The following is a 20323-nucleotide window of genomic DNA, read 5'->3' as shown; positions in this document are numbered from 1 at the left end:
TCCATAGTCCATAGTCCAAAAGTCTTAACTGTTGACTTTTGACTGTTGACCTTTGATTCCTAACCAATGACACCATTTGTTATTTTAATCATTGCCGCCACTTTAGATTACTTAATCGGCGATCCTTGGGGTTTTCCTCATCCAGTGCAAGTTATGGGATGGGTAATTTCTCGTTTGAGCAAATTCGCATTTCAATTTTGTCACAATTCCATAACACAGCGAATAGCGGGAATTTTACTCGGCACAATTCTCATAATAGGTAGCGGCATTGTTGGCGTTTTCACAATTCAAACTGCGAGATGGCTGCATCCGCTATTGGGAATAATATTAGAAAGTATTCTTCTTGCCAGCTGTTTTGCTTTGAGAAGTTTAAAAACAGCCGCACAAGCAGTTTTACTACCTTTAGGTGCAGGACAAATCCAAGATGCTCGGTCTATTTTAAGTAATTATGTAGGACGAGATACAGAAAACCTTACCGAAGCAGAAATTTTGCGAGCTGTTCTGGAAACAGTTACGGAAAATGCTACCGATGGGGTCATGGCTCCTCTTTTTTATGCAATTGTGGGAGCATTTTTGCCATTTGTGGGGGCAGCACCCCTAGCTCTAGCATACAAAGCTAGTAGTACACTTGATTCAATGGTGGGCTACCGCTCTTCTCCCTATACTTATTTGGGCTGGTTCAGTGCGCGGTTAGAAGATTGTTTAACTTGGCTTCCTTGTCGGTTAACAGTGATAACATTAGCGCTTTTATCAGGTAAACCATTGCATGTTTGGCAAATTTGTCAGCGAGATGCGATTAAAGATGCCAGTCCTAACTCGGGTTGGAGTGAATGCTGTTATGCTGCTATTTTGGGTGTGCAAATGGGAGGTACAAATTGGTATCGCGGTATAGCTTCACATAAACCACTACTAGGAGATGCCATTTATGCGATCGCACCAACTCATATCCAAAAAGCTTTGCAATTAACTCGATATTGCTTTTTACTCTGGTTATTTTCAACTACATCCCTATTCTTTTTGCTCCTAAAAAGGTAATGATCTAGATAGTCGAGCTGCCCATACAACACAAGATAAAAATAACTCTCCCCCTTGTCCTCCTTCCCTTGGGCTAAACCAGGACAAAAATGGACAGCCTTCTTCTGAGTGACTCGTTTGGTGTTGCGGATCTTTAATACAAGGCTGTCCATTTTTGTCTACTTTTGGTGAAACCCCCACTCCCTCTAACACACGGTATAATCACTAACTCTGGGTATTGTTTATGATTATTATGTCTGCCAAAGTAGTTGAAATTCTCTCAGCAGAAGAAATACGTCGTACCGTAACCCGTCTTGCCTCTCAAATTGTCGAAAGGACACGCGATTTATCCGACTTAGTACTATTGGGTATTTATTCTAGAGGTGCATTGTTAGCTGAATTGCTAGCACGTCAGATTGAGATACTCGAAAACGTATCCGTGTCAGTAGGAGCATTGGATATTACATTATATCGGGATGACCTTGACCAAATTGGCTTGCGAACTCCAGCAAAAAGTGATATTTCTATTGACCTGACAGGAAAAACCGTTGTCCTTGTCGATGATGTAATTTTTAAAGGACGGACAATTCGTGCTGCTTTGAATGCAATACAAGAGTATGGCAGACCAGAAGTGATTCGTTTAGCTGTGCTGGTAGACAGAGGTCATCGTGAGTTACCGATTCATCCTGATTTTATCGGTAAGCAACTACCTACTGCTAAAGAAGAAGTAGTCAAAGTTTTCCTGCAAGATTGGGATGGACGAGATGCCGTGGAGTTAATTGGGGATTAGTAATTAGGCATTGGGCATTGGGCATTGGGAATTGGGCATTGGGAATTGGGAATTGGGCATTGGGAAAAAAGAATAATTCCCTTGTCTCCTTGTCCCCTTGTCTCCATCTGCTACCGCATAATTGGGCTACCATGATGATGAATTAAATACCACTTTCCACCAAGAAGTTCAAATACGTTGGTAGCCATTGATTGTGCTTGAATTCGTCTACCTTCAATGACTTGTAAGACGTTTTCTACAAGTACAATGCAGGCAATATTATCGCGAACTTCTGTAGTAATTATGTCTGTGTTTATTTCAATGTAGGCAGTATTTTTAAATATCTGTTCCCAAGAAGTGCGAACTTGCTTCCAACCCCGCAGTACATTCCATCCAGGATGAATACAAAGACTACCAGTTCCCTGGGACCATACTACACTCATTGCTTCGATGTCTTTCTTTTCAAAAGCTCGATAAAAAGCTGTGTTAACGGCTAAAACTTCAGGTGTCATGGGGAGTGGGGGAGTGGGGGACAAAGAACAACGAACAACTAACAACTAACAACCAACAACCAACCAACCACTAACTATTTTTAACTGTATTAATTGTTTCCAATAATTGCTTTGCGGTGTAAGGTTTGGATAAAAAAGCTTTGATTCCTAAATCGTATGCTGCACTCATTTTATCGCTAGTAGCAAGTCCGCTGATGGCGATAATTTTGACAGTAGGGTTAATTTTGTGCAAGGTGCGAATGGTTGTGATGCCATCCATTGAGGGCATTAGCATATCTGTTAAGACTAGAGATATTTTATCGCGATATTCTGCATAAAGAGCGATCGCTTCTATGCCATCGCTAGCAGTTATCGCTTTATAGTTATACGCTTCTAGGGATGTTTTGGTAATTTCTCGAATCGAAGGTTCATCATCAATGATCAAAACCAATTCTCCGCTGCCATGTGGCAATTCTAGTTCTTTTTCTTCGGCGGTTTCTGTTGTTTCCTGGGCAGGTAAATATACTTCAAATTTGCTGCCTTTCCCTACCTCGCTGTATACATTGATGAAACCAGCGTGACTTTTGACAATACCAAGTACTGTGGAAAGTCCTAAACCTGTACCTTTACCGAGTTCTTTAGTGGTAAAAAATGGTTCAAAAATTCGGTCTAATACTTCATTTGTAATGCCAATTCCTGTATCAGCAACTACAACGACGATATAGGAGCCAATTTTCGCATCAATGTGCATTCTAGCATAGTGTTCATCGACGATAAAATTTTGGGCAGAGATTGTCAAAGTTCCGCCATTGGGCATAGCATCACGAGCATTGACACACAAATTCATTAGTACCTGATGCAACTGGGTAGCATCTCCAGAAACAGTCCAAAGATTTCGTGAGGTTTCACATTCAACTTCTATTGATTTAGGAAATGTTTCTTTAATAACTTGGCGAATTTCTAATATTAAGTGCTTTAATTGTAAAATTGTGCGATCGCCTTCAACGCCGCGAGTAAAAGATAATACTTGCTTGACTAAATTCGCTCCCCGTTTGGCGTTCGTTACTAATATCGGCAGCAATCGCTTACTCCGCACATCATCCAGCTGTGTCTCTAGAAGTTGTGCGGTCATTAAAATCGGTGCGAGGACGTTGTTTAGGTCGTGGGCAATACCGCTAGCTAAGGTGCCAATACTTTCTAGTCTTTGGGCGCGTAAAAATTGCGCTTCCAGTTGTTTTTTCTGGGTTATATCAGTATTAACTACTAGAATAGATTGTGACTTTTTCTGAGATGGGACTAATGTCCAGCGGCTTTCGACGATGATTTCTTTGTCGTATTTGGTTGTTTGATATAACTCTCCTTCCCAAGAGCCATTTTTCATCAAAATATTGAGAGCTTCTTGCAATTGCAGCGCATGTTTGGTTTGCCAAATATCTTGGGTTCTTTTGCCGATCGCTTCTTCTTTCTTACAACCATATAAACGTTCAGCTGCTTTGTTCCAAAATAAAATTTTATTGTCTAAATCGCGCACGAAAATAGCATCGGTAGCGACATCAAGTAAAGCAGCTTGTTCGCGAATTTTCTGTTCTGTTTGTTTGCGCTCAATCGCGTAGCGAATCGAACGCTCTAACAAAGGTGCTGTCATTTGACTTTTTTCTAAATAATCTGCTGCACCGGCTTTCATTGCCTCGATATCTATTTCTCGATCTCCTTTACCGGTGAGTAAAATAATGGGAGCGGTGCAACTATTGGCGATCGCTTCGCTCAACAACTCCAGTCCATTCCCTTCACCCAAACGATAATCAACCAGATAGATATCGTGGCGATTTTGAGCGATCGCTTCTCTAGCTTTTGCATAAGTACTTACCCATTCCAGTTCGCTACCAGCCACCTGAAATTCATCGAACCAATCACGAGTCAAAATATAATCATCTTCGTCATCATCAACTAGAAGAACCTTGATTGGACTGTTGTTCATTTTTCGCTCCAACTACTTCTAGTGGTAATTCCACAATTTCAAACCAGTATTTGCCTATGGTCTTCATTACCTCAACTAACGAGCCGAAAGTGACAGGCTTAATGATGAAGGAGTTTGCACCCAAATCGTAAGTACGGTAAATATCTTCTTCTGCTCTAGAGGTAGTCAGCACAACAATCGGAATTTTTCTCAGATTAGCATCAGCCTTAATTTCTCTGAGTGCTTCCCGACCGTCTTTTTTGGGCATGTTTAAATCGAGCAAAATTAGACCCGGACGCGGTGAAACCTGAGAGTTAGTATACTGACCACGGTGGTACAGATAATCCATCAGTTCTTCACCATCACTGACAATGTGTAGATCATTTGACAATCGGCTTTCTGCCAATGCATCACGAGCTAACAAACAGTCATCTTCATCATCATCCGCCATCAAAATTGTCACAGTTGTTTGCCGACCCTTCACTATGAATTTTCTCCTTAGCGCTGGTGATTATATCTAATTGGTATTAAATCGCAACAAATTATCAAGGAGGGGAAAAGACGAAAGGGACGGAATTATTTAAAATTACTTCTTCCCCTTTCCCCTTTCCCCTTTCCCCTTTCCCCTTTCCCCCTCTGAATAAGTAGTGTTGTATTTAAATATCTCTATGGGGGTATGGATAAGCTGTGGACAGCAATAAAAAATAACGATAGCAAATTACATCGGTAGAGTAACAATAAATTTTGCTCCGTGTCCTGGTATACTTGTGGCTGTAATACTTCCGTTATGACGTTCGGCAATTTTGCGGCAGATAGCTAAACCGATGCCGGTGCCTTCATATTCGCTGCGACCGTGGAGACGTTGAAAAACGTTAAAGATGCGACTAAGGTACTTTTCGTCAAATCCAATACCTCGATCTTCGATCTGGAGCTGACAAAGTTCTAAACCGTTAATTTCTCTAGTAACTTCACTGTAGATTTTGACATAAGGCGGTTCTTGTGGACGGTGAAATTTTAAAGCGTTGCCGATCAAGTTTTGTAACAATTGTCGCATCTGGAATGGATCGCCAATAACGGTAGATAACTCACCTACCTCCACACATGCACCAGATTGCTGGATAGTCACTTCTAAATCAGACAAGACCTCTTGTGTTATTTTTGCTAAATTTACAGATATAAAAGGTTGTGTTCTGGTGCTAACTCGTGAAAGTGTCAGCAAATCTTCAATCAAAGTTTGCATTCGTTGAGCCGCGTTTTGCATTCTTTCTAGGTAATCGCTTCCTTGTTCAGTGAATGCATTGCCGCAAGTAGCTTTTAAGCGATCGCCAAATGTTTTGATTTTCCGCAGTGGTTCTTGTAAATCGTGGGAAGCGATAAAAGCAAATTGTTGCAATTCGTCATTGGAACGGGCTAATTCTTCGCGTTGTCTTTTTTCTTGTTCTAAAAGTTGCCCTTGGGAGACAGCAATACCAATTTGATCTGCTAGTTGTCGTAAAAATTGTGTTTCCCAGGTAGTCCAGTTGCGGGGATAAGCGCACTGATGAGCGATTAGCAGTCCCCAAAGTTGATTTTTAAACAGAATCGGCACAACTAAATTAGCTTTAGCACCAAACGATTGCAGCATTTCATAATAGCAAGGATCGATGTTAGTGTTGTCTATGTCGTGAATAGAACCAATTCTGCCATTGCGATATTTTTCCATGTAATTTTCACTAAAGCAAGGGTCGATAATATCCCGTGCCTGAAGTACTGGAAAACCCGGAACTACAGCTTCTTTCACTACCGTTCCCGAACGATCCGACCACAACCGAAATATAAGTACACGGTCAGCGTGTAGCAGTTGTAACACTTCGCTGACGCTGGTGTGGAGAATTTCATCAATATCTAAAGACTCACGAATTTTGACGGTGATATCGTTGAACAATTGCGATCGCATGTTTTGTTTGAGTAATTCTTCTTCTACTCGCTTGCGATCGCTCATATCCATCATCGCCCCAATTATCCGCACTGCCTTGCCAGTATTGTCATAAACGACATAACCACGATCTAAAATATCAGCATAAGATTTATCGCCACGCAGAAAGCGGTATTCATTCGACCAGAATTGCTGACAAAGAGCGATCGCTGCGTTCATATTAGAAACAACCCTCTGTCTATCTTCTGGGTGTAAGCGATCGCGCCACCACTTAGTATCTAAACTAATATTCTCTGTCGAGTAACCAAGTGTCTGCACATTTTGATTCCACCACATCTGATTTGTCAATAAATTCCAGTCCCAGACAACATCATTGGTAGCACGAACAACTATCTGGAAACGCTCTTCACTCTGATGCAGTTGATCTTCTGATAGTTTCCGCTCAGTAATATCTGTATAAGAACCAACCATTCTGATTACATTATTGTCTTCATTCCAATGTGCCTGACCGCGAGCTAAAATCCATTTGTAAGTATTATCTTTACATCGCACTCGATGCTCACTGATGTAAAACGGGGTTCTTTTGGCAAAGTGGTCTTGAATAACTTGTTTCACCCGAACGATATCATCAGGATGTATTCGTGTTAAGCATTCATCTAAATGGTTGGAAATCTCTTGCTCTTCATAACCGAGCATTTCTTTCCAGCGAGTTGAGAAAAAAACTTCTGACGTTTTAACGTTCCAATCCCAGATACCATCATTAGTACCCTGCACAGCTAAGTGCCAGCGTTGCTCACTTTCTTTGAGAGCATCTTCCATCTTTTGACGGTCAATGGCTGTAGCCAGAATATTGGCAATAGCTTGGAGAAAATAAATTTCGTCTCGGCTGAAGTTGCGTGCTTGTGTTGTGTGTGCGCCTAAAACGCCAAAAGGACGCTCTTGACCTTCAATAATAACACTCATACCGCTAACTACCCGATGGTCATACAGTAGCTGCGGTCCTGTGAACCTAGTTTCTCTACGCAAGTTTTTGACAATAACTGGCTTTTTGGCAAACAAAGTGTACCCAGCTTGGGAATTTATGTCGGCACCCACGGTTGCCTTTCCTACTAGCCCTGCTTGCCACCCTACACCCGCCCGTAACAATAATGCCTCACCGTTAGCCAGTAGTTCCAAAACTTTGCAATACTCAACTTTCAGCGATTGGGCAATCACCGTCACGGCTGAATTCATTAATGTAGTTAAATCTGTCCCAGCTAAAGCGCTTTGGCTAAGTTCTGCCACCAACGCTTGCCGTGAAGCGTAAAGTTCCAGCCTTTCTTCCGCTTGCTTGCCCTTGGTGATGTCGATTGTCACTCCAGACATTCGCTGTGCCATCCCGGAGGAGTCACGAAAAACAACTCCTTTACTTGCTGCCCAACGCAGGCTACCATCACGGGCAACAAAGCGATATTCGATGTCGTATTCTGCCTCTTTTTGAATTGCCTCGATTACCGAGCGGCTGATATAATTGCGATCTTCGGGATGTACACACTCAATAAAAGTTGCATAAGTAGTCTCAAAACTACCTTGTTCCAAGCCAAACAGTACTTCTAAGTTATCCGACCAAGTTATTTGATTGGTGACGACATCCCAATCCCAAGTAGCCATGCGAGCTGCATCTAATGCCATCCGCAATTGCGCTTCTTGCAGTTGCGCTTGCTCTGTTTGCTGTCGTAATGTTTTCACATGAAGACTAGCTTTGATCAAACGGCTAACTCGTTGACGCAATACTTCCCATTGAATCGGTTTGGTAATATAGTCAGTCGCACCGACTGCAAAAGCTCGCTCTACAAATGCTTGATTCTCAAGAGCGGTAATCATTAAAATGGGTGTATTCGCACCACCAGGAAGTTTTTGTAATTCAGTGCAGCAGGTAAATCCATCCATCACCGGCATGATAGCATCAATCAGCACTATTTCTGGCTGTAGGCGAGTATAAGCAGCTAGCGCTTCGGAACCATTACTTGCTTGTGCCACCTGATATCCTGCTTGTTGCATCAAGTCGCACAGCTGTACTCTTAATAAATCGTCGTCGTCTACAACCAGAATTAGGTTTGGCATAGGTCATTGGGCATTGGGCATTGGGCATTGGGCATTGGGCATTGGGCATTGGGCATTGGGCATTGGGCATTGTAACTCGTTAACTCTTGAACAGTCACAGACTGGGAATGCTTACCGGAGTCAGTCTGAAGCTCCAGATTTTACCCTAGGCAGAGCCTCTGTAGTTACATTACAAAGCTCTGCCTTGTAACGATAAAAACGAGAAATTTCCAGTTTCAAGCACTAAGTTTTAGCTTAATCGGCTCAAAACCTTAATATTATGAATTATAAACTCTTAACCGATGCCCAATGCCCTATGCCCTATGCCCAATGCCCTATGCCCCATGCCCTATGCCCTATGCCCTATGCCCTATGCCCTATGCCCCATGCCCTATGCCCTATGCCCTATGCCCTATGCCCTATGCCCCATGCCCAATGATTTGATATAAACTTTGTAATAATTCTTGTGTCGTATAGGGTTTTGGCAAAAAGGCTGCGTGCTGAGATGTTTTATTTAATAAGACTTGCTCGCTTGTTGGCAATCCACTGACTGCAATAATAGGCAGTAGCGGATTCATTTTTTTCAAAGTCTTAATGGTGGTGGCTCCATCCATGTTGGGCATCATTATATCAATAATTGCGGCTTTAATTTCGTTTTTATGCTGGGCGTACAGTGCGATCGCTTCAATGCCATCACTTGCTGTAATTGCTTTGTAGTTATATTTTTCTAAAGAGGTTGTGGTAATCTCCCGAATCGAGGCTTCATCATCGACAATCAAAATTAATTCTTCATGTCCGGTAAGTATTTCCTGATTTTCTTCTTCCCGGATTGCATCTGTATTCATCGCTGGGAAATAAATTTGAAATTTTGTGCCTTTAGCGATCGCACTTGATACGGTGATAAAGCCTCCATGACCTTTAACAATACCCATTACTGTTGAAAGTCCTAAACCTGTACCTTTACCAAACTCTTTTGTGGTGAAAAATGGCTCAAAAATTCTCTCTAATATTTCTTGAGAAATGCCAATTCCTGTATCTGCAACGCTCAAGAGTATATAATAACCAACTTTCGCATCAAGATGCATTCTGGCAAAGTTTTCATCAATGAAAATATTCTTAGCAGAAATGTTTAATGTGCCACCATTGGGCATAGCATCACGAGCATTGACGCACAAATTCATCAATACCTGATGTATTTGGGTGCTATCGCCACAAATATGCCATAAGTCTGGTTGAATTTCTTTCTCAAGTGTAATTGATTTGGGAAATGTTTGCTCCATAATTTGCTTCATTTCTAAAATCTGATGTTTTAGCTGAAGCACAGTGCGATCGCCTTCAATTCCCCGCGCAAAAGAAAGCACTTGTTTAACCAAATTTGCACCACGTTTGGCGTTGTTTTCTACTATCGATAGTACCTTGACACTGCGCTCATCCGAAAGTTTTGCCTTTAACAGTGGCACTGACATTAAAATCGGTGACAGCATATTATTTAAATCATGAGCAATACCACTTGCTAGTGTGCCGAGACTCTCCATCCGCTGGGCACGTAAAAATTGCGTCTCTATTTGTTTTTTTTGTGTTATGTCAGTATCTACAATCAAAATTGATTTAGCTTTTTGATGCTCATCGCGAACTAAAGTCCAACGACTTTCAACGATGATTTTTTTCCCTGATTTAGTCTGCTTTTGTAACTCTCCCTGCCAATTTCCAACTGACAAAACAATCTTATAAATTTCTTGCTGCGGGAAACTTTCATTATCGAATTGATTAATATTCTTGCCTATAGCTTCTTCAGCTTTCCAACCATAAAGCTTTTCGGCGCTTTTGTTCCATAATAAAATTTTTTTGGATAAATCTCGTACAACAATTGCATCTGTAGAGATATCAAGTAATGCTGCTTGCTCGCGGACTTTTTGTTCTGCTTGTTTGCGTTTGGTAATGTCTCGAAAATAAACATATAGTCCTTCTTTCGATGGATAGGCATGTATTGCAAACCATGCATCAAATGGCAGGTAGAATTCTTCAAATTCAACGCTAATTTGCTGAGTTATTGAAGAGTGATATTCTCGGTAAAATGTAGAATCCACAGCTTCGGGAAACTCATCCCAAATATTTCTACCAAGTAATTCTTCTTTGCTTCTTTGTAATAGCGGCTCGGCTTGTTTATTAATATAGGTGAAGCGCCATTCATTATCTAAAGCAAAAAAGCCATCGGCGATACTTGCAAAAATATTTGTAATTCTATTTTGTGTTGCTTGTTCCCGCGCTAATATTTGCAAGCGTTCTTTTTCGGCTTGCTTGCGTTCTGTGATATCCTCAACTATATAAGCAAATCTCAGAGGGCTATGGCAACATGAAGTAATTGAAGAGACAGTAGCTCTGAGCCATTTATTAGCATCTCTAGTTTCGTGAAGATATTCAAAGCTGACAGGCGATCGCGTTTTTTCTGCTTGACGGTAGTGATTAATCCACTGACGTACATACTTTTGAGGCATACCCATATTGCTCGCAAAGCGATTTTTCATCCCTTTTGGAGTGAATCCAAAAAATTTGGCGCTAGCAGCATTGTCAGAAATATGCCGGATGTCATCATACCTTAACTCCACAGTTCCCATCATCATTGGTGCGCTGTCAAAAAAGCTTCGCAGGGTACATTCACTTTGACGCAGTTCTTCTTTTGCTTGCTTATAGTCAGTTTTAATGCTTGCTAATTCAGTTAAATTTCGCCGGATTTCTAATTGTCTAATTATCAGACGGCTAATAGCTTTGAGTCCTTCTAATTGTTCGTCATTAATTTGGCGTGGTTTTTGATCGACTACACACAAAGTCCCGATCGCTTCTCCGCTTGGTGTTATTAAAGGTATACCAGCGTAAAATCTTACATAAGGTTCAGAGGTAACTACACTAGCTGAAGCATATCGTTTATCAGCCAAGGTATCCGGAATAACCAAAGCATCTTCTTCTTCGATGCAAAACGGACAAAACCCAATATCTCTAGGCATTTGCTGTACATCCAGCCCGATTTTGGCTTTGAACCAGTGACGTTTACTGTCTATGAGATTAATTACGGCGATCGCTGTGCCACAAATTTGCGCGGCTAAAAATGCCAGATCGTCAAATACCTGTTCTGGTGGAGTGTCGAGAATTTGATACTGACGCAAAGCCTCAAGTCTTCTTGCTTCGTTTTTAACAGTTAAGGTATTCATAAAACTTTCCTAACAATTACTTAATTACAACTTGCCCTTGTCTTATTTATGGTTGTTGTTCGCTTCAACAAGCAGGGAAGGTGTAAGGGTGATAGCTTGAGAATGCTACATACCTAAAATTTTTCTCACAGCCATACACATATGCCAAAAACTTGCCTTGCGCTTGGTTTGCCCACATAGCTACAAAGAATGCGATCGCTTTACTTAAAGCTTCAAACACTTTACTATCAGGATATCTAAAACACTCAGCAGATAAGCTCCTCACTGTCACTATAGTAATATCTCTTTAGGAGGATGACAGGTTTATTGCTAAAATCCCGCAAATGCACGTAATCGATGCATCAATTACGTATTTATTAGCATTCTTTTTAACAAAAAAGCTCTTAAAACTAAAATTTTACGTTGAACTACTTAGTATTTATAGTATAGATGAAGTTATAAAGGGATGGGGAGAAAGAAGAATTATTCTCCTTATTTTCAAGGAGTCCCCCTGTCCCCCTGCAAGAAAGCCTACTCCTTGTCTGTTTAAATTAAGCAGGGTGCCAGCAAAGCTTAAACTGAAGACTAGATACTGATGCCGAATAAAATGAACTCAGTTAAGACAACAACACCTGCCTTTGCGATTAAACCAAGTGCTGAAGATAGCTTTGCGATTACTTTTGCACCTTTGTCTGTTGAGGAAGCCTATGCTAGAGCAGACGATCAAGCCAATGGTGCGATCGTGCTGATGAGTGGAATGGTTCGCAATCAAACAGATGGTAAAGCTGTGATGTCACTGGAGTACCAAGCTTACGAACCGATGGCGCTACGGGTATTTTATCAAATTGCGGCTGATATTCGCTCCTCTTGGTCTGATGTGAGTCGAGTTGTGATTTATCATCGCGTTGGGCACTTAAAAGTCGGCGAAATCAGCGTTTTAGTAGCGGTGGGTTGTCCTCATCGCCGTGAAGCCTTTGAAGCTTGCCGTTATGCTATTGATACCCTCAAACATACTGCACCGATATGGAAAAAAGAACATTGGCAAGACGGTTCGAGTACCTGGGTAAGCATTGGTGCTTGTGAAGTTCAAGATTGTGAATAAACAAGATTGGGCATGGGGCATGGGGCATGGGGCATGGGGCATGGGGCATGGGGCATCGTTTAAGTGAAATTCTAAAACTTCTTTTTATTCCCATTGCCCATTGCCCATTGCCCATTGCCCATTGCCCATTGCCCATTGCCCATTGCCCATTGCCCATTGCCCATTGCCCATTGCCCATTGCCCAATTCCCCACCTTCATAATTTGTTTTAATTGTTTACATTTTTCTCGGTTGATATTGCAGTTTGTAAAAGTTTTTTGTATCCCAAACGACTATTCCTTTAGACTGATCAACAATCGGAAAAAGTTGGGACATCCAAACATGCATTCAGTCAACTTAATTTGTCACGAATTTGTCGTTGCTGTTTCTTTTGTGGCTTGTATTGCTGGTTTGTTGCTTCTGTGGGATCGCAAGCAAGAAAAAAATGAATGGGAAGAAACAGAACGAATTCTGTTAAGAATGAGCTTTACTTACTGGTTAGTTTACTGCGTTGCTTTTGGTATAGAGAAAGTAATTTTACCGGAATGGTCAGCAGTAGTGATGTCGTTGAGAATGACAACAGCATTGTCATATTTATTAACATTTTCTTGCATTCTCAGTCTGCCGCTACACAAATTTGCAGTGCATAAGGTTGAAGAATAGTTATTTGTTATTTGTGACTAGAGACAAATTACTATTAGACACAAGAAGTGGAAAAAATGTAGAGACGTAGCACTTGGTAGTCTCTTAGGGTTTTGGGTAATGCGTAATTAATTTCCACATCGGTTGTCTATTACTTTCTCATAGCGATCGCGATCGCTTCTTCGAGTTTATCCTGATCCAAAATGGTCAGGATAAACACCTCTTGCACCGTTTTACCTTGACGTGCAATTACCTTAAAACCTCCGCGAATCGGTACAGACACGCGCAATTGCATTTTTGGGCAGTGACCTCTCACTCGTCCAATCACTCCCGGCGTGACAGTTTGCAGTCCCTCGTGCTGGCAGAGACGTTCTAAAATGGGGATAAGACCGGGAATGTGGGTTGAGTGATTCCAAACTAATCTGGCATCCTTAGGTTTGCCCATTGTGATTATGCCGCTTCTAAAGGAGCCATTGTTAAGCCAGCCCGACGCAACTGTTGATGATACAGTTCCGCTGGTTCTTGTGGACCAACCCAAACGATCGCTTGACCTTCATAATGTACCTGGTTAGTCAAATCCCAAGCGCGATCGGGTGTCATACCTGGAATATACTTTACCAAACATTCAGCCACATGCTGAAATGTATTAAAATCATCATTTAAAACAATAACTTTAAAGTTTGGATAAAGCTTTTGAGTAGCTTGACTAGACCGTTCAGGAGCTACAGTTGGTGCTGTCGCCATCCCGTAAACAGCTGCTGAAAGTCTGGGAACCATAGAACAGTATTTTACAAAACTACACTACAAATTACTAGTTTAGTTCATAGATGGTGGATAGTGGCTAGTGGGTAATGGATAGTGGCTAGTGGTAGGTATGAGTAATTTTTGACAATCAACAACCATTAACCAACTTTTTTGATCAGCTACTCCCAAAGGATGATTTACTTTTTTCAGTATTGACTACAATGTAGTATGTAGTAGTATTAAAAGTCAGTGGCTTAAGTGCAACGTCAAATAGTAAATAGTTAAAACACAAATCATCACTTTTTTACAGACATTCGGTGCGGAACGTCTGTAGTCATCAAATAGAGTGCATCATGGCAAAATTTAGAGACATTCTCAAATATTACGATCGCTATCGAGTAGCGGTTATATTTAGTATTGCCGCAGCGAGCATCTTTGAAATTATCGATTTGGTTGTACCATATGCCACAGGACAGATTTTAAACGTACTTTCGGGACAACCGCTAGATAATGTAATAGAGAATGCGATCGCTGCAATTACTAACCTGACTAACTTACCACAAAATCGGTTATCATCGCTTCTGGTACTAATGACTGTAATCTTCTTAGTTACCGTTGTCAGAGCGCCGATTCAAATCTGGTCAACTTGGTGGTTTCATTGGGATATTGCTTTGCGTACCAGACGAGATAACTTAAAAAAAACGGTAGCGAAAATACTCACCTTGCCGCTAGAATTTTACGATGAAAACAATCCTGGACGCATTGCAGGTAAAATATCTAGAGGTTTAGAAAATCACACTTGGACTTATCCGGAAGTTGCCGGACAAATGATTCCTAAACTGTTTAGAGTATTGGGAATTTTTGTAGTCATCTTGTTGATAGAATGGCGTATTGCTATACTATTTTTGATTTCGTTCGTGGCAATCATTAGCTTCAATATGAAAGATTTAAAGAAGCTGATGGAACAAGAAAAACGGCTAGATAAATACATGGAAAATACCCAAAGCCGCAATTCCGAAATTATCACTAACATCAAAACAGTTAAAGCATTTGCCACAGAACGGCTAGAATTCAAACGCCAAAAACAACGACTTAATCGCGAGTTTAAAGTAGCTGATTACCGCATCCATGTTGGTTATATCAAGTTAGGTACTTTTAGAACAGCATTCGTTCAATTTTGTGTGTTTGCAATACTAGGTTTAACTTTAGCAGCGACGGTAAAAGGTGAAATTTCCTTAGGACACTTTATCACGACTTTAACAGTTTCTAGCATGGCTTATGCCGAGTTGGAACCTATCAGCAGCCTTGCGGAAGTTTTTACCCGTCGTTATGCTTCAATGTTGGGGTATCACGAATTAATGCAACAGCCGATTGGGGTAGATGCAGCTAGTTTGGTAGAGAGTGAATCAACTTATAGTTTTACCGGCAAAATTGAGTTTTCTCATGTAACTTTTGGGTATGATGCTAACCGTCCGGTTCTGGAAGACATCAACTTGTTAATAGAACCATATCAGACAGTAGCGCTGGTTGGGCGCTCAGGTTCGGGGAAATCTACTTTAGTGAAATTGCTGTTTCGCTATTTTGAGCCGAATCAGGGAAGGATATTAATTGATGGGGAAGATATTGTCACATTAGATGTTGGTAATTATCGCCGACGTTTAGCGATCGTTCACCAAGAAGTAGACGTTTTTAACGGTACTTTGTTGGATAATTTAAGATATGGCAATCGAGAAGCGAGTTTTCACCAAGTTGAAGAAGCTTGTAGAATTGCCAAATTAGATGACGTAATTCGCTCTTTACCCGAAGGTTATTACACAGTTGTCGGTGAACGTGGTGTTAGGTTATCTGGAGGACAAAGACAGCGTTTAGGAATTGCTAGAGCGCTATTAGTTGAACCAGATGTATTAGTATTTGACGAAGCGACATCTAGCTTAGATTACGAGTCTGAGAGATTGATTCAATTAGCCATGCGATCGATTCAAGGAACTCGGACTACAATAATTATTGCTCACCGTTTGAGTACAGTACGCGAAGCAGATAGGATTGTGGTTCTAGATCAAGGTAGGATTGTTGAAGTGGGTAGTCATGATGAATTGTTGCGTCATGAAGGAATTTACCACCGTTTGCACTCTCTGCAAGAGACTGGAGAATTGTTGAGTTAACCTTTTAGGTAATTTTTCCCCTCAATAACATCAGAATTTTTTCCGTATAATATCCTCAAAAGGATGATTGTACGGAAATTTTTAATTTATATTGCTCTCATGGGTAGACGCAAAGCGGCTTGTCGTCAGACATTGCCCCTATCAAATGTCACAATGTACCCTAACAAGATTTATCGCTCCAACTAGAACAAGTTCGTAGGTTGGGTAGAGCAAAGCGAAACCCAACTGCTTAGACTACAACTGAGACAGTCCATAGTTTATAAGGAATGTGGAGCGAAGCAAAACCCAAGACAACACCACTAAGGAGGCGATCGCACTCAACCCAACAGTTTCTCAACCGATACCTCAATGTCTAAAAATGCCAACGGTGTAATTGTTCCCTGCACAAGAATTTGTTCTTTAGCATACTTCCCGTTTTTGGGTTCTCGAAATACAATTATTTGCTTTGCAGATAAATCCAAAACCCAATATTCTGGAATTTCAGCAGCAGCGTAAATAGAAGCTTTCAATTCTAAATCTTTCTTCAAGCTTGTCTTGGCAACCTCTACCACCCAAAAGATATCTTCAGGTGCAGGATGGCGATTGTTGTAAGCTGACTCTGGTAGTCGTGCGATCGCTATATCTGGTTCAGGTTCAGAGTTAGATAAAGTAATCGGTCCATTAAAACGAACATCGGCTTTACCTAAGAGTAATTCCTCTAGGTATTTCGTGCCTCGTTTTGCGGTACTGTAATGAATCGGGGTTTCTGGACTCATTTCAACAATTTCCCCAAAGAGCAATTCTACACGGCGATCGCTCAGAATTCCCGCTTGAACCATGCGATGATAGTCATCCACAGACCACTTAGCTAGCGTCTTCATTGCCGAATCGCTCACATTACAACAGTAAACCTAGCTTTATTCTACGTTCTGTTGCGGCGATGCCTGACAATTAATGCCTTCCCAAAATTAGAGTGCAAAAACTATTGGCATTTCCAAAACCTTATGCTACTATTATAAATCGTGAGCCAAATGGGTCGATGTCCGAGTGGTTAATGGAGACGGACTGTAAATCCGTTGCGAAAGCTACGCTGGTTCAAATCCAGCTCGGCCCATCTCACTATAAATAAAAAGTGTTGATTTTAAATTGAATTATGCGTTAGCATAGTTGAGAAATCAACACTTACAATATTTAAAGCGTTTTGCCCGTGTGGCTCAGTGGTAGAGCACACCCTTGGTAAGGGTGAGGTCACGAGTTCAATCCTCGTCACGGGCTTTTTTATTGAACGAAAAATCAAGGGTTTCAGCCAATAGGATGTTCAAATTCTCCTTTTTGAGCATCCTATCTTGCTTTTTTTGTCTATTATTTGGATATCCTACTTGTTTTTTGGCTATGATTTGGCTATGATTTTGTAGAACACATGATATTCATAGCCAAAATAAGAGCATGAACACAACACAGAAAGCTACCAAGGGTTCGGTAGGTATCGAATCTTTTCAAGATAGATTACGGTTGAGACTCCCAAGGCAAGTATGTGGTAACAATAAAAGATATATGGTGCTTGGTTTAGCCGACACCCCAGATAATTTTAAGTTAGCAGAACAAAAGGCAAAGGAAATAGAACTAGATATACTTGCTGGTAACTTTGATGAAACATTGGCAAAGTACAAACAACAAAGACATTTATCTATAGTTAATCGAAAGGAAGTACAGAAGGTATCAACAATTTCAGAATTGTGGGATGAATATATTAACTATAAGCGTCAATCTTTAAAACCTACAACGCTAGATAAATTAGCTGTACTTGAAAAACATATTAAACGCTGTTCATATCAATTATTGGATGAACCTATAAAAATTCGTCTTGCGCTGTTCCAACAAACAACCAATTCACAAGTAAAAGATGTACTGATGTATCTTTCGGCAGCTTGTAAATGGGGAATGAAACACGGTTTAGTTACAAATAATCCTTTTGATGGAATGTATAATGAACTCCCCAAGCATAAATGGCAAGATGATTCACAACCTAATGCTTTCAGTGAAGAGGAAAAACAAAAAATAATCCAGGCTTTTAGAATGCACAAAGCATCTAAAGGTATAGGCTATAGCTATTATGCACCTTTTGTAGAGTTTTTATTCTTAACTGGCTGTAGACCTTCGGAAGCAATCGGTTTACAGTGGAAACATGTTATATCGGATTGTTCTAAGATTACCTTTGAAGGTGCATTAGTTCAGGTAGGTAACGGTGAAAGAGTCAGAGTGAATGGTTCTAAGAATAATAAAAAACGAATATTTAACTGTAATCAAAAACTACAGCAATTACTTTTAGAAATTAAACCGGAAAATCCTGAACCAGAATCTTTAGTATTTCCTTCTCCAGAAGGATTATCAATACATTACAGGAACTTTTCACGCCGTGCTTGGGATAAAATTGTAGATTCTTTAGTAGAACGCAAAACAACCCCATATTCTTGTCGTGATACTTTCATATCAGAACAAATCGCTAAAGGTGTTCCTACTGCTGTAGTGGCTAAATGGTGTGATAACTCTGTTGAAATGATTGAACAAAAGTATCTTGATTCTCAGGTTTTAGATCAACTTAAACCACTGTAGCATGTTCACTATTAAGCAACTAAGAGATAGTAGAAATGCTACTATCCCTACAAATAAAATGCTAAGACTTGAAAGCTTACTTCATTCGTTTTAACTTATCTAGAAACTTATGTCCTGTACTATTAACCATATAACAATTTGTTCCACCACCAACAATCGCACCTGCAACAGGAATTAATTCTGCAAACTTAATTCCACCTCTAACACCAACCTTGATCCCTAAAGCCTTCAGTATAGGTACTAGGAGGGTCTTTATTAAAGGCTTCAGAGCTGCTTCTCTAGCGGCAGCATTCATCATCCCTAGTTCTGCAAGCTTAAAAGCTCTATCCGTAAGGTCAGAATCCCCTGAAGCACCAGCTAACACAAAAGCTTTTACTGTGTCATCGCTAGTGTCTAAACCGTAGATTTCAGCAAGTACGCCGCACATTTCTACGATATGATACATCAACGATGTTATGTCTGTTCCACCAGCACCCAGTGCAGCTAAACCGCCAAAAATTCCTAAACCCCCCCCTGTACCGTCATTTTTGTGGCAGCTTGATATATCACCTGATTAGCCGCATCTTCTTTCCATCCTTTAGCAGCTTTAACATCACAGGCATATCGCTTAAAACGTGCTGAATCGTATGCAACTCCTAAAATTTTTGCTATGACACCACCATCACCAACCTCGGAAAGTGCATCATTCCATGCATTTGATGAATAACTCATGTTTTTCTACCTAATTGACTAACAAATTTTTATCTGTACAGTCTTATTGTTCCCAGGTTCATTAGATACTTAACGCACTTAGCCACGATATTTTTCAATACTTCCCAAAGCAACTTTATTAGTGGATAATAATTTGATAATATCCAGTTAAGCTACGAAAAGAATGCCGAAGTGTAAAAAATGTGGATCTGGATTTCCCAATAGATTACTTATAGAGGGAAAGCTAAAAAATATTCAAAACCGGAAATTTTGCCTTGACTGTTCACCCTATGGTAGGCATAACACTGTTGATTTAACGCTTGTTGGAGATAAGTCAAGCAAAACTTGTCCAAGATGTAAACAGCAACTAGCAGCAGAAGCATTTTATCAAAGAAGGAATGGTAAACACCTCAGCCCATACTGCAAAGATTGTACCAACAGACAAACTATAGAGCGAATGCGACAGTTTAAAGAAAAATGTGTTGCTCATAAAGGAGGCAAATGCTCAAGATGCGGTTACAATCGCTGCATAGATGCCCTAGAATTTCACCATATAAATCCTTTAGAAAAAGACTTGCCACTTTCAGCAGGGAAGGTCTATAGCTTTGAAAAAGCCAAAGCTGAACTAGACAAATGTATTTTAGTTTGTGCCAACTGTCACAGGGAAATCCATGCAGAAATGAGACTTATTTTAGCTATGCCAGAAGAACTTGAATACAACTCCACACAATAAAACGGGCGCAGCAGGACTCGAACCTGCGGCCGACAGATTAGAAATCTGTTGCTCTATCCAACTGAGCTATGCGCCCAACATAAATTACTAGCTCTTATGAGAGTCATTTCTTATTATATACGTGAGAGTTAGCAAAATGCAATCTATTATAGATTATGCATTTTCACTTCGAGTAGCTTGAAGAAGTTGCGTTCTTACCAATTTAAACGAAAAACGTTCACAAATCGAGTATTGCTTGCTTGTATATTGTGTTGTGAATGAATTGGT

20 protein-coding genes and 3 tRNA genes are annotated in these 20323 nt (G+C 40.5%); 10 read left to right on the top strand and 13 right to left on the bottom strand.

Features of this window, described 5'->3' with window-relative positions; translation table 11 throughout:
* Window positions 1-66: 66 nt before the first annotated feature.
* Window positions 67-1035: an adenosylcobinamide-phosphate synthase CbiB gene (gene cbiB, locus TOL9009_RS0114120; protein WP_029633381.1), complete on the top strand. Its 969-nt coding sequence runs from the start codon at window positions 67-69 to the stop codon at window positions 1033-1035.
* Between the two features lie 232 nt (window positions 1036-1267).
* Window positions 1268-1804, top strand: a complete 537-nt coding sequence (gene pyrR / locus TOL9009_RS0114110) for a bifunctional pyr operon transcriptional regulator/uracil phosphoribosyltransferase PyrR (RefSeq protein WP_029633379.1) — start codon at window positions 1268-1270, stop codon at window positions 1802-1804.
* Here pyrR and TOL9009_RS47280 read toward each other — a convergent pair.
* The 5 genes from TOL9009_RS47280 to TOL9009_RS0114090 all read right to left on the bottom strand — a co-directional run bounded on the left by TOL9009_RS47280 (window position 1801) and on the right by TOL9009_RS0114090 (window position 8249).
* On the bottom strand, window positions 1801-1911 hold the full coding sequence (locus TOL9009_RS47280) for a histidine kinase (RefSeq protein WP_186227554.1): 111 nt from the start codon (window positions 1909-1911) through the stop codon (window positions 1801-1803). The genes pyrR and TOL9009_RS47280 overlap by 4 nt on opposite strands.
* Before the next feature lie 3 nt (window positions 1912-1914).
* Window positions 1915-2295, bottom strand: coding sequence for a nuclear transport factor 2 family protein (locus TOL9009_RS0114105; RefSeq protein WP_029633378.1), 381 nt, complete (start codon window positions 2293-2295; stop codon window positions 1915-1917).
* A gap of 70 nt (window positions 2296-2365) precedes the next feature.
* A complete protein-coding gene (locus TOL9009_RS0114100; protein ID WP_029633377.1) occupies window positions 2366-4252 on the bottom strand; it encodes a hybrid sensor histidine kinase/response regulator in 1887 nt (628 codons plus the stop codon).
* On the bottom strand, window positions 4218-4715 hold the full coding sequence (locus tag TOL9009_RS39125) for a response regulator (RefSeq protein WP_029633376.1): 498 nt from the start codon (window positions 4713-4715) through the stop codon (window positions 4218-4220). Before TOL9009_RS39125 ends, TOL9009_RS0114100 begins: the two co-directional genes overlap by 35 nt.
* Before the next feature lie 234 nt (window positions 4716-4949).
* The gene (locus TOL9009_RS0114090; protein ID WP_029633375.1) at window positions 4950-8249 is read right to left on the bottom strand and encodes a PAS domain-containing protein; all 3300 of its coding nucleotides are present in this window, start codon (window positions 8247-8249) and stop codon (window positions 4950-4952) included.
* Window positions 8250-8537: 288 nt separating this feature from the next.
* On the opposite strand from TOL9009_RS0114090, the gene TOL9009_RS49325 reads away from it, so the two are divergent.
* Window positions 8538-8672 carry a hypothetical protein gene (locus tag TOL9009_RS49325; RefSeq protein WP_260675893.1) on the top strand — a complete coding sequence of 45 codons (135 nt, stop codon included), beginning with the start codon at window positions 8538-8540 and terminating at the stop codon, window positions 8670-8672.
* Here the strand turns inward: TOL9009_RS49325 and TOL9009_RS0114085 are convergent.
* Window positions 8648-11434, bottom strand: a complete 2787-nt coding sequence (locus tag TOL9009_RS0114085; RefSeq protein ID WP_029633374.1) for a PAS domain S-box protein — start codon at window positions 11432-11434, stop codon at window positions 8648-8650. The genes TOL9009_RS49325 and TOL9009_RS0114085 overlap by 25 nt on opposite strands.
* A gap of 64 nt (window positions 11435-11498) precedes the next feature.
* Complete coding sequence (locus TOL9009_RS45625; protein ID WP_144238235.1) at window positions 11499-11699, bottom strand: hypothetical protein; 201 nt, start codon at window positions 11697-11699, stop codon at window positions 11499-11501.
* 321 nt (window positions 11700-12020) lie between these two features.
* Here TOL9009_RS45625 and TOL9009_RS0114075 point away from each other — a divergent pair, with 321 nt between their 5' ends.
* The gene (locus TOL9009_RS0114075; RefSeq protein ID WP_029633372.1) at window positions 12021-12515 is read left to right on the top strand and encodes a molybdenum cofactor biosynthesis protein MoaE; all 495 of its coding nucleotides are present in this window, start codon (window positions 12021-12023) and stop codon (window positions 12513-12515) included.
* Window positions 12516-12835: 320 nt separating this feature from the next.
* Window positions 12836-13156 (top strand): hypothetical protein, encoded by a 321-nt coding sequence (locus TOL9009_RS0114065; protein ID WP_029633371.1) that lies wholly within the window; start codon window positions 12836-12838, stop codon window positions 13154-13156.
* Between the two features lie 130 nt (window positions 13157-13286).
* Here TOL9009_RS0114065 and TOL9009_RS0114060 read toward each other — a convergent pair whose 3' ends face one another.
* Window positions 13287-13580 carry a DUF2103 domain-containing protein gene (locus TOL9009_RS0114060; RefSeq protein ID WP_029633370.1) on the bottom strand — a complete coding sequence of 98 codons (294 nt, stop codon included), beginning with the start codon at window positions 13578-13580 and terminating at the stop codon, window positions 13287-13289.
* A gap of 5 nt (window positions 13581-13585) precedes the next feature.
* Complete coding sequence (gene clpS, locus TOL9009_RS0114055; RefSeq protein ID WP_318528452.1) at window positions 13586-13879, bottom strand: ATP-dependent Clp protease adapter ClpS; 294 nt, start codon at window positions 13877-13879, stop codon at window positions 13586-13588.
* Window positions 13880-14232: 353 nt separating this feature from the next.
* Between clpS and TOL9009_RS0114050 the strand changes: the two genes are divergently transcribed.
* Window positions 14233-16041 (top strand): ABC transporter ATP-binding protein, encoded by a 1809-nt coding sequence (locus TOL9009_RS0114050; RefSeq protein WP_029633368.1) that lies wholly within the window; start codon window positions 14233-14235, stop codon window positions 16039-16041.
* Between the two features lie 317 nt (window positions 16042-16358).
* Here the strand turns inward: TOL9009_RS0114050 and TOL9009_RS0114045 are convergent, their stop codons facing one another.
* Entirely contained in the window at window positions 16359-16901 is a 543-nt protein-coding gene (locus TOL9009_RS0114045) for a Uma2 family endonuclease (RefSeq protein ID WP_029633367.1), read from the bottom strand.
* Between the two features lie 152 nt (window positions 16902-17053).
* Between TOL9009_RS0114045 and TOL9009_RS0114040 the strand changes: the two genes are divergently transcribed.
* From TOL9009_RS0114040 to TOL9009_RS0114030, 3 genes are all read left to right on the top strand, one after another.
* Window positions 17054-17134, top strand: a tRNA-Tyr gene (locus TOL9009_RS0114040).
* 89 nt (window positions 17135-17223) lie between these two features.
* Window positions 17224-17295: transfer RNA gene (locus TOL9009_RS0114035), tRNA-Thr, on the top strand.
* A 279-nt stretch (window positions 17296-17574) separates the two neighbouring features.
* Window positions 17575-18633, top strand: a complete 1059-nt coding sequence (locus TOL9009_RS0114030) for a tyrosine-type recombinase/integrase (protein WP_260675892.1) — start codon at window positions 17575-17577, stop codon at window positions 18631-18633.
* 76 nt (window positions 18634-18709) lie between these two features.
* On the opposite strand, the gene TOL9009_RS0114025 is transcribed toward TOL9009_RS0114030, so the two are convergent.
* Complete coding sequence (locus TOL9009_RS0114025; RefSeq protein ID WP_072022133.1) at window positions 18710-19081, bottom strand: hypothetical protein; 372 nt, start codon at window positions 19079-19081, stop codon at window positions 18710-18712.
* A 53-nt stretch (window positions 19082-19134) separates the two neighbouring features.
* Entirely contained in the window at window positions 19135-19344 is a 210-nt protein-coding gene (locus TOL9009_RS0114020) for a hypothetical protein (protein ID WP_029633364.1), read from the bottom strand.
* 163 nt (window positions 19345-19507) lie between these two features.
* Here TOL9009_RS0114020 and TOL9009_RS39115 point away from each other — a divergent pair, with 163 nt between their 5' ends.
* Window positions 19508-20056, top strand: coding sequence for an HNH endonuclease (locus TOL9009_RS39115; RefSeq protein WP_051502895.1), 549 nt, complete (start codon window positions 19508-19510; stop codon window positions 20054-20056).
* Window positions 20057-20058: 2 nt separating this feature from the next.
* On the opposite strand, the gene TOL9009_RS0114010 is transcribed toward TOL9009_RS39115, so the two are convergent.
* Window positions 20059-20132: transfer RNA gene (locus TOL9009_RS0114010), tRNA-Arg, on the bottom strand.
* Window positions 20133-20323 lie beyond the last annotated feature (191 nt).

Origin of the sequence: [Scytonema hofmanni] UTEX 2349, from assembly GCF_000582685.1 — a bacterium.
In the GTDB taxonomy this organism is placed as follows: Bacteria; Cyanobacteriota; Cyanobacteriia; order Cyanobacteriales; family Nostocaceae; genus Hassallia; species Hassallia hofmanni.
Note: the sequence above shows the minus strand (reverse complement) of the source record. Positions and strands in the feature narration are given on the sequence as shown.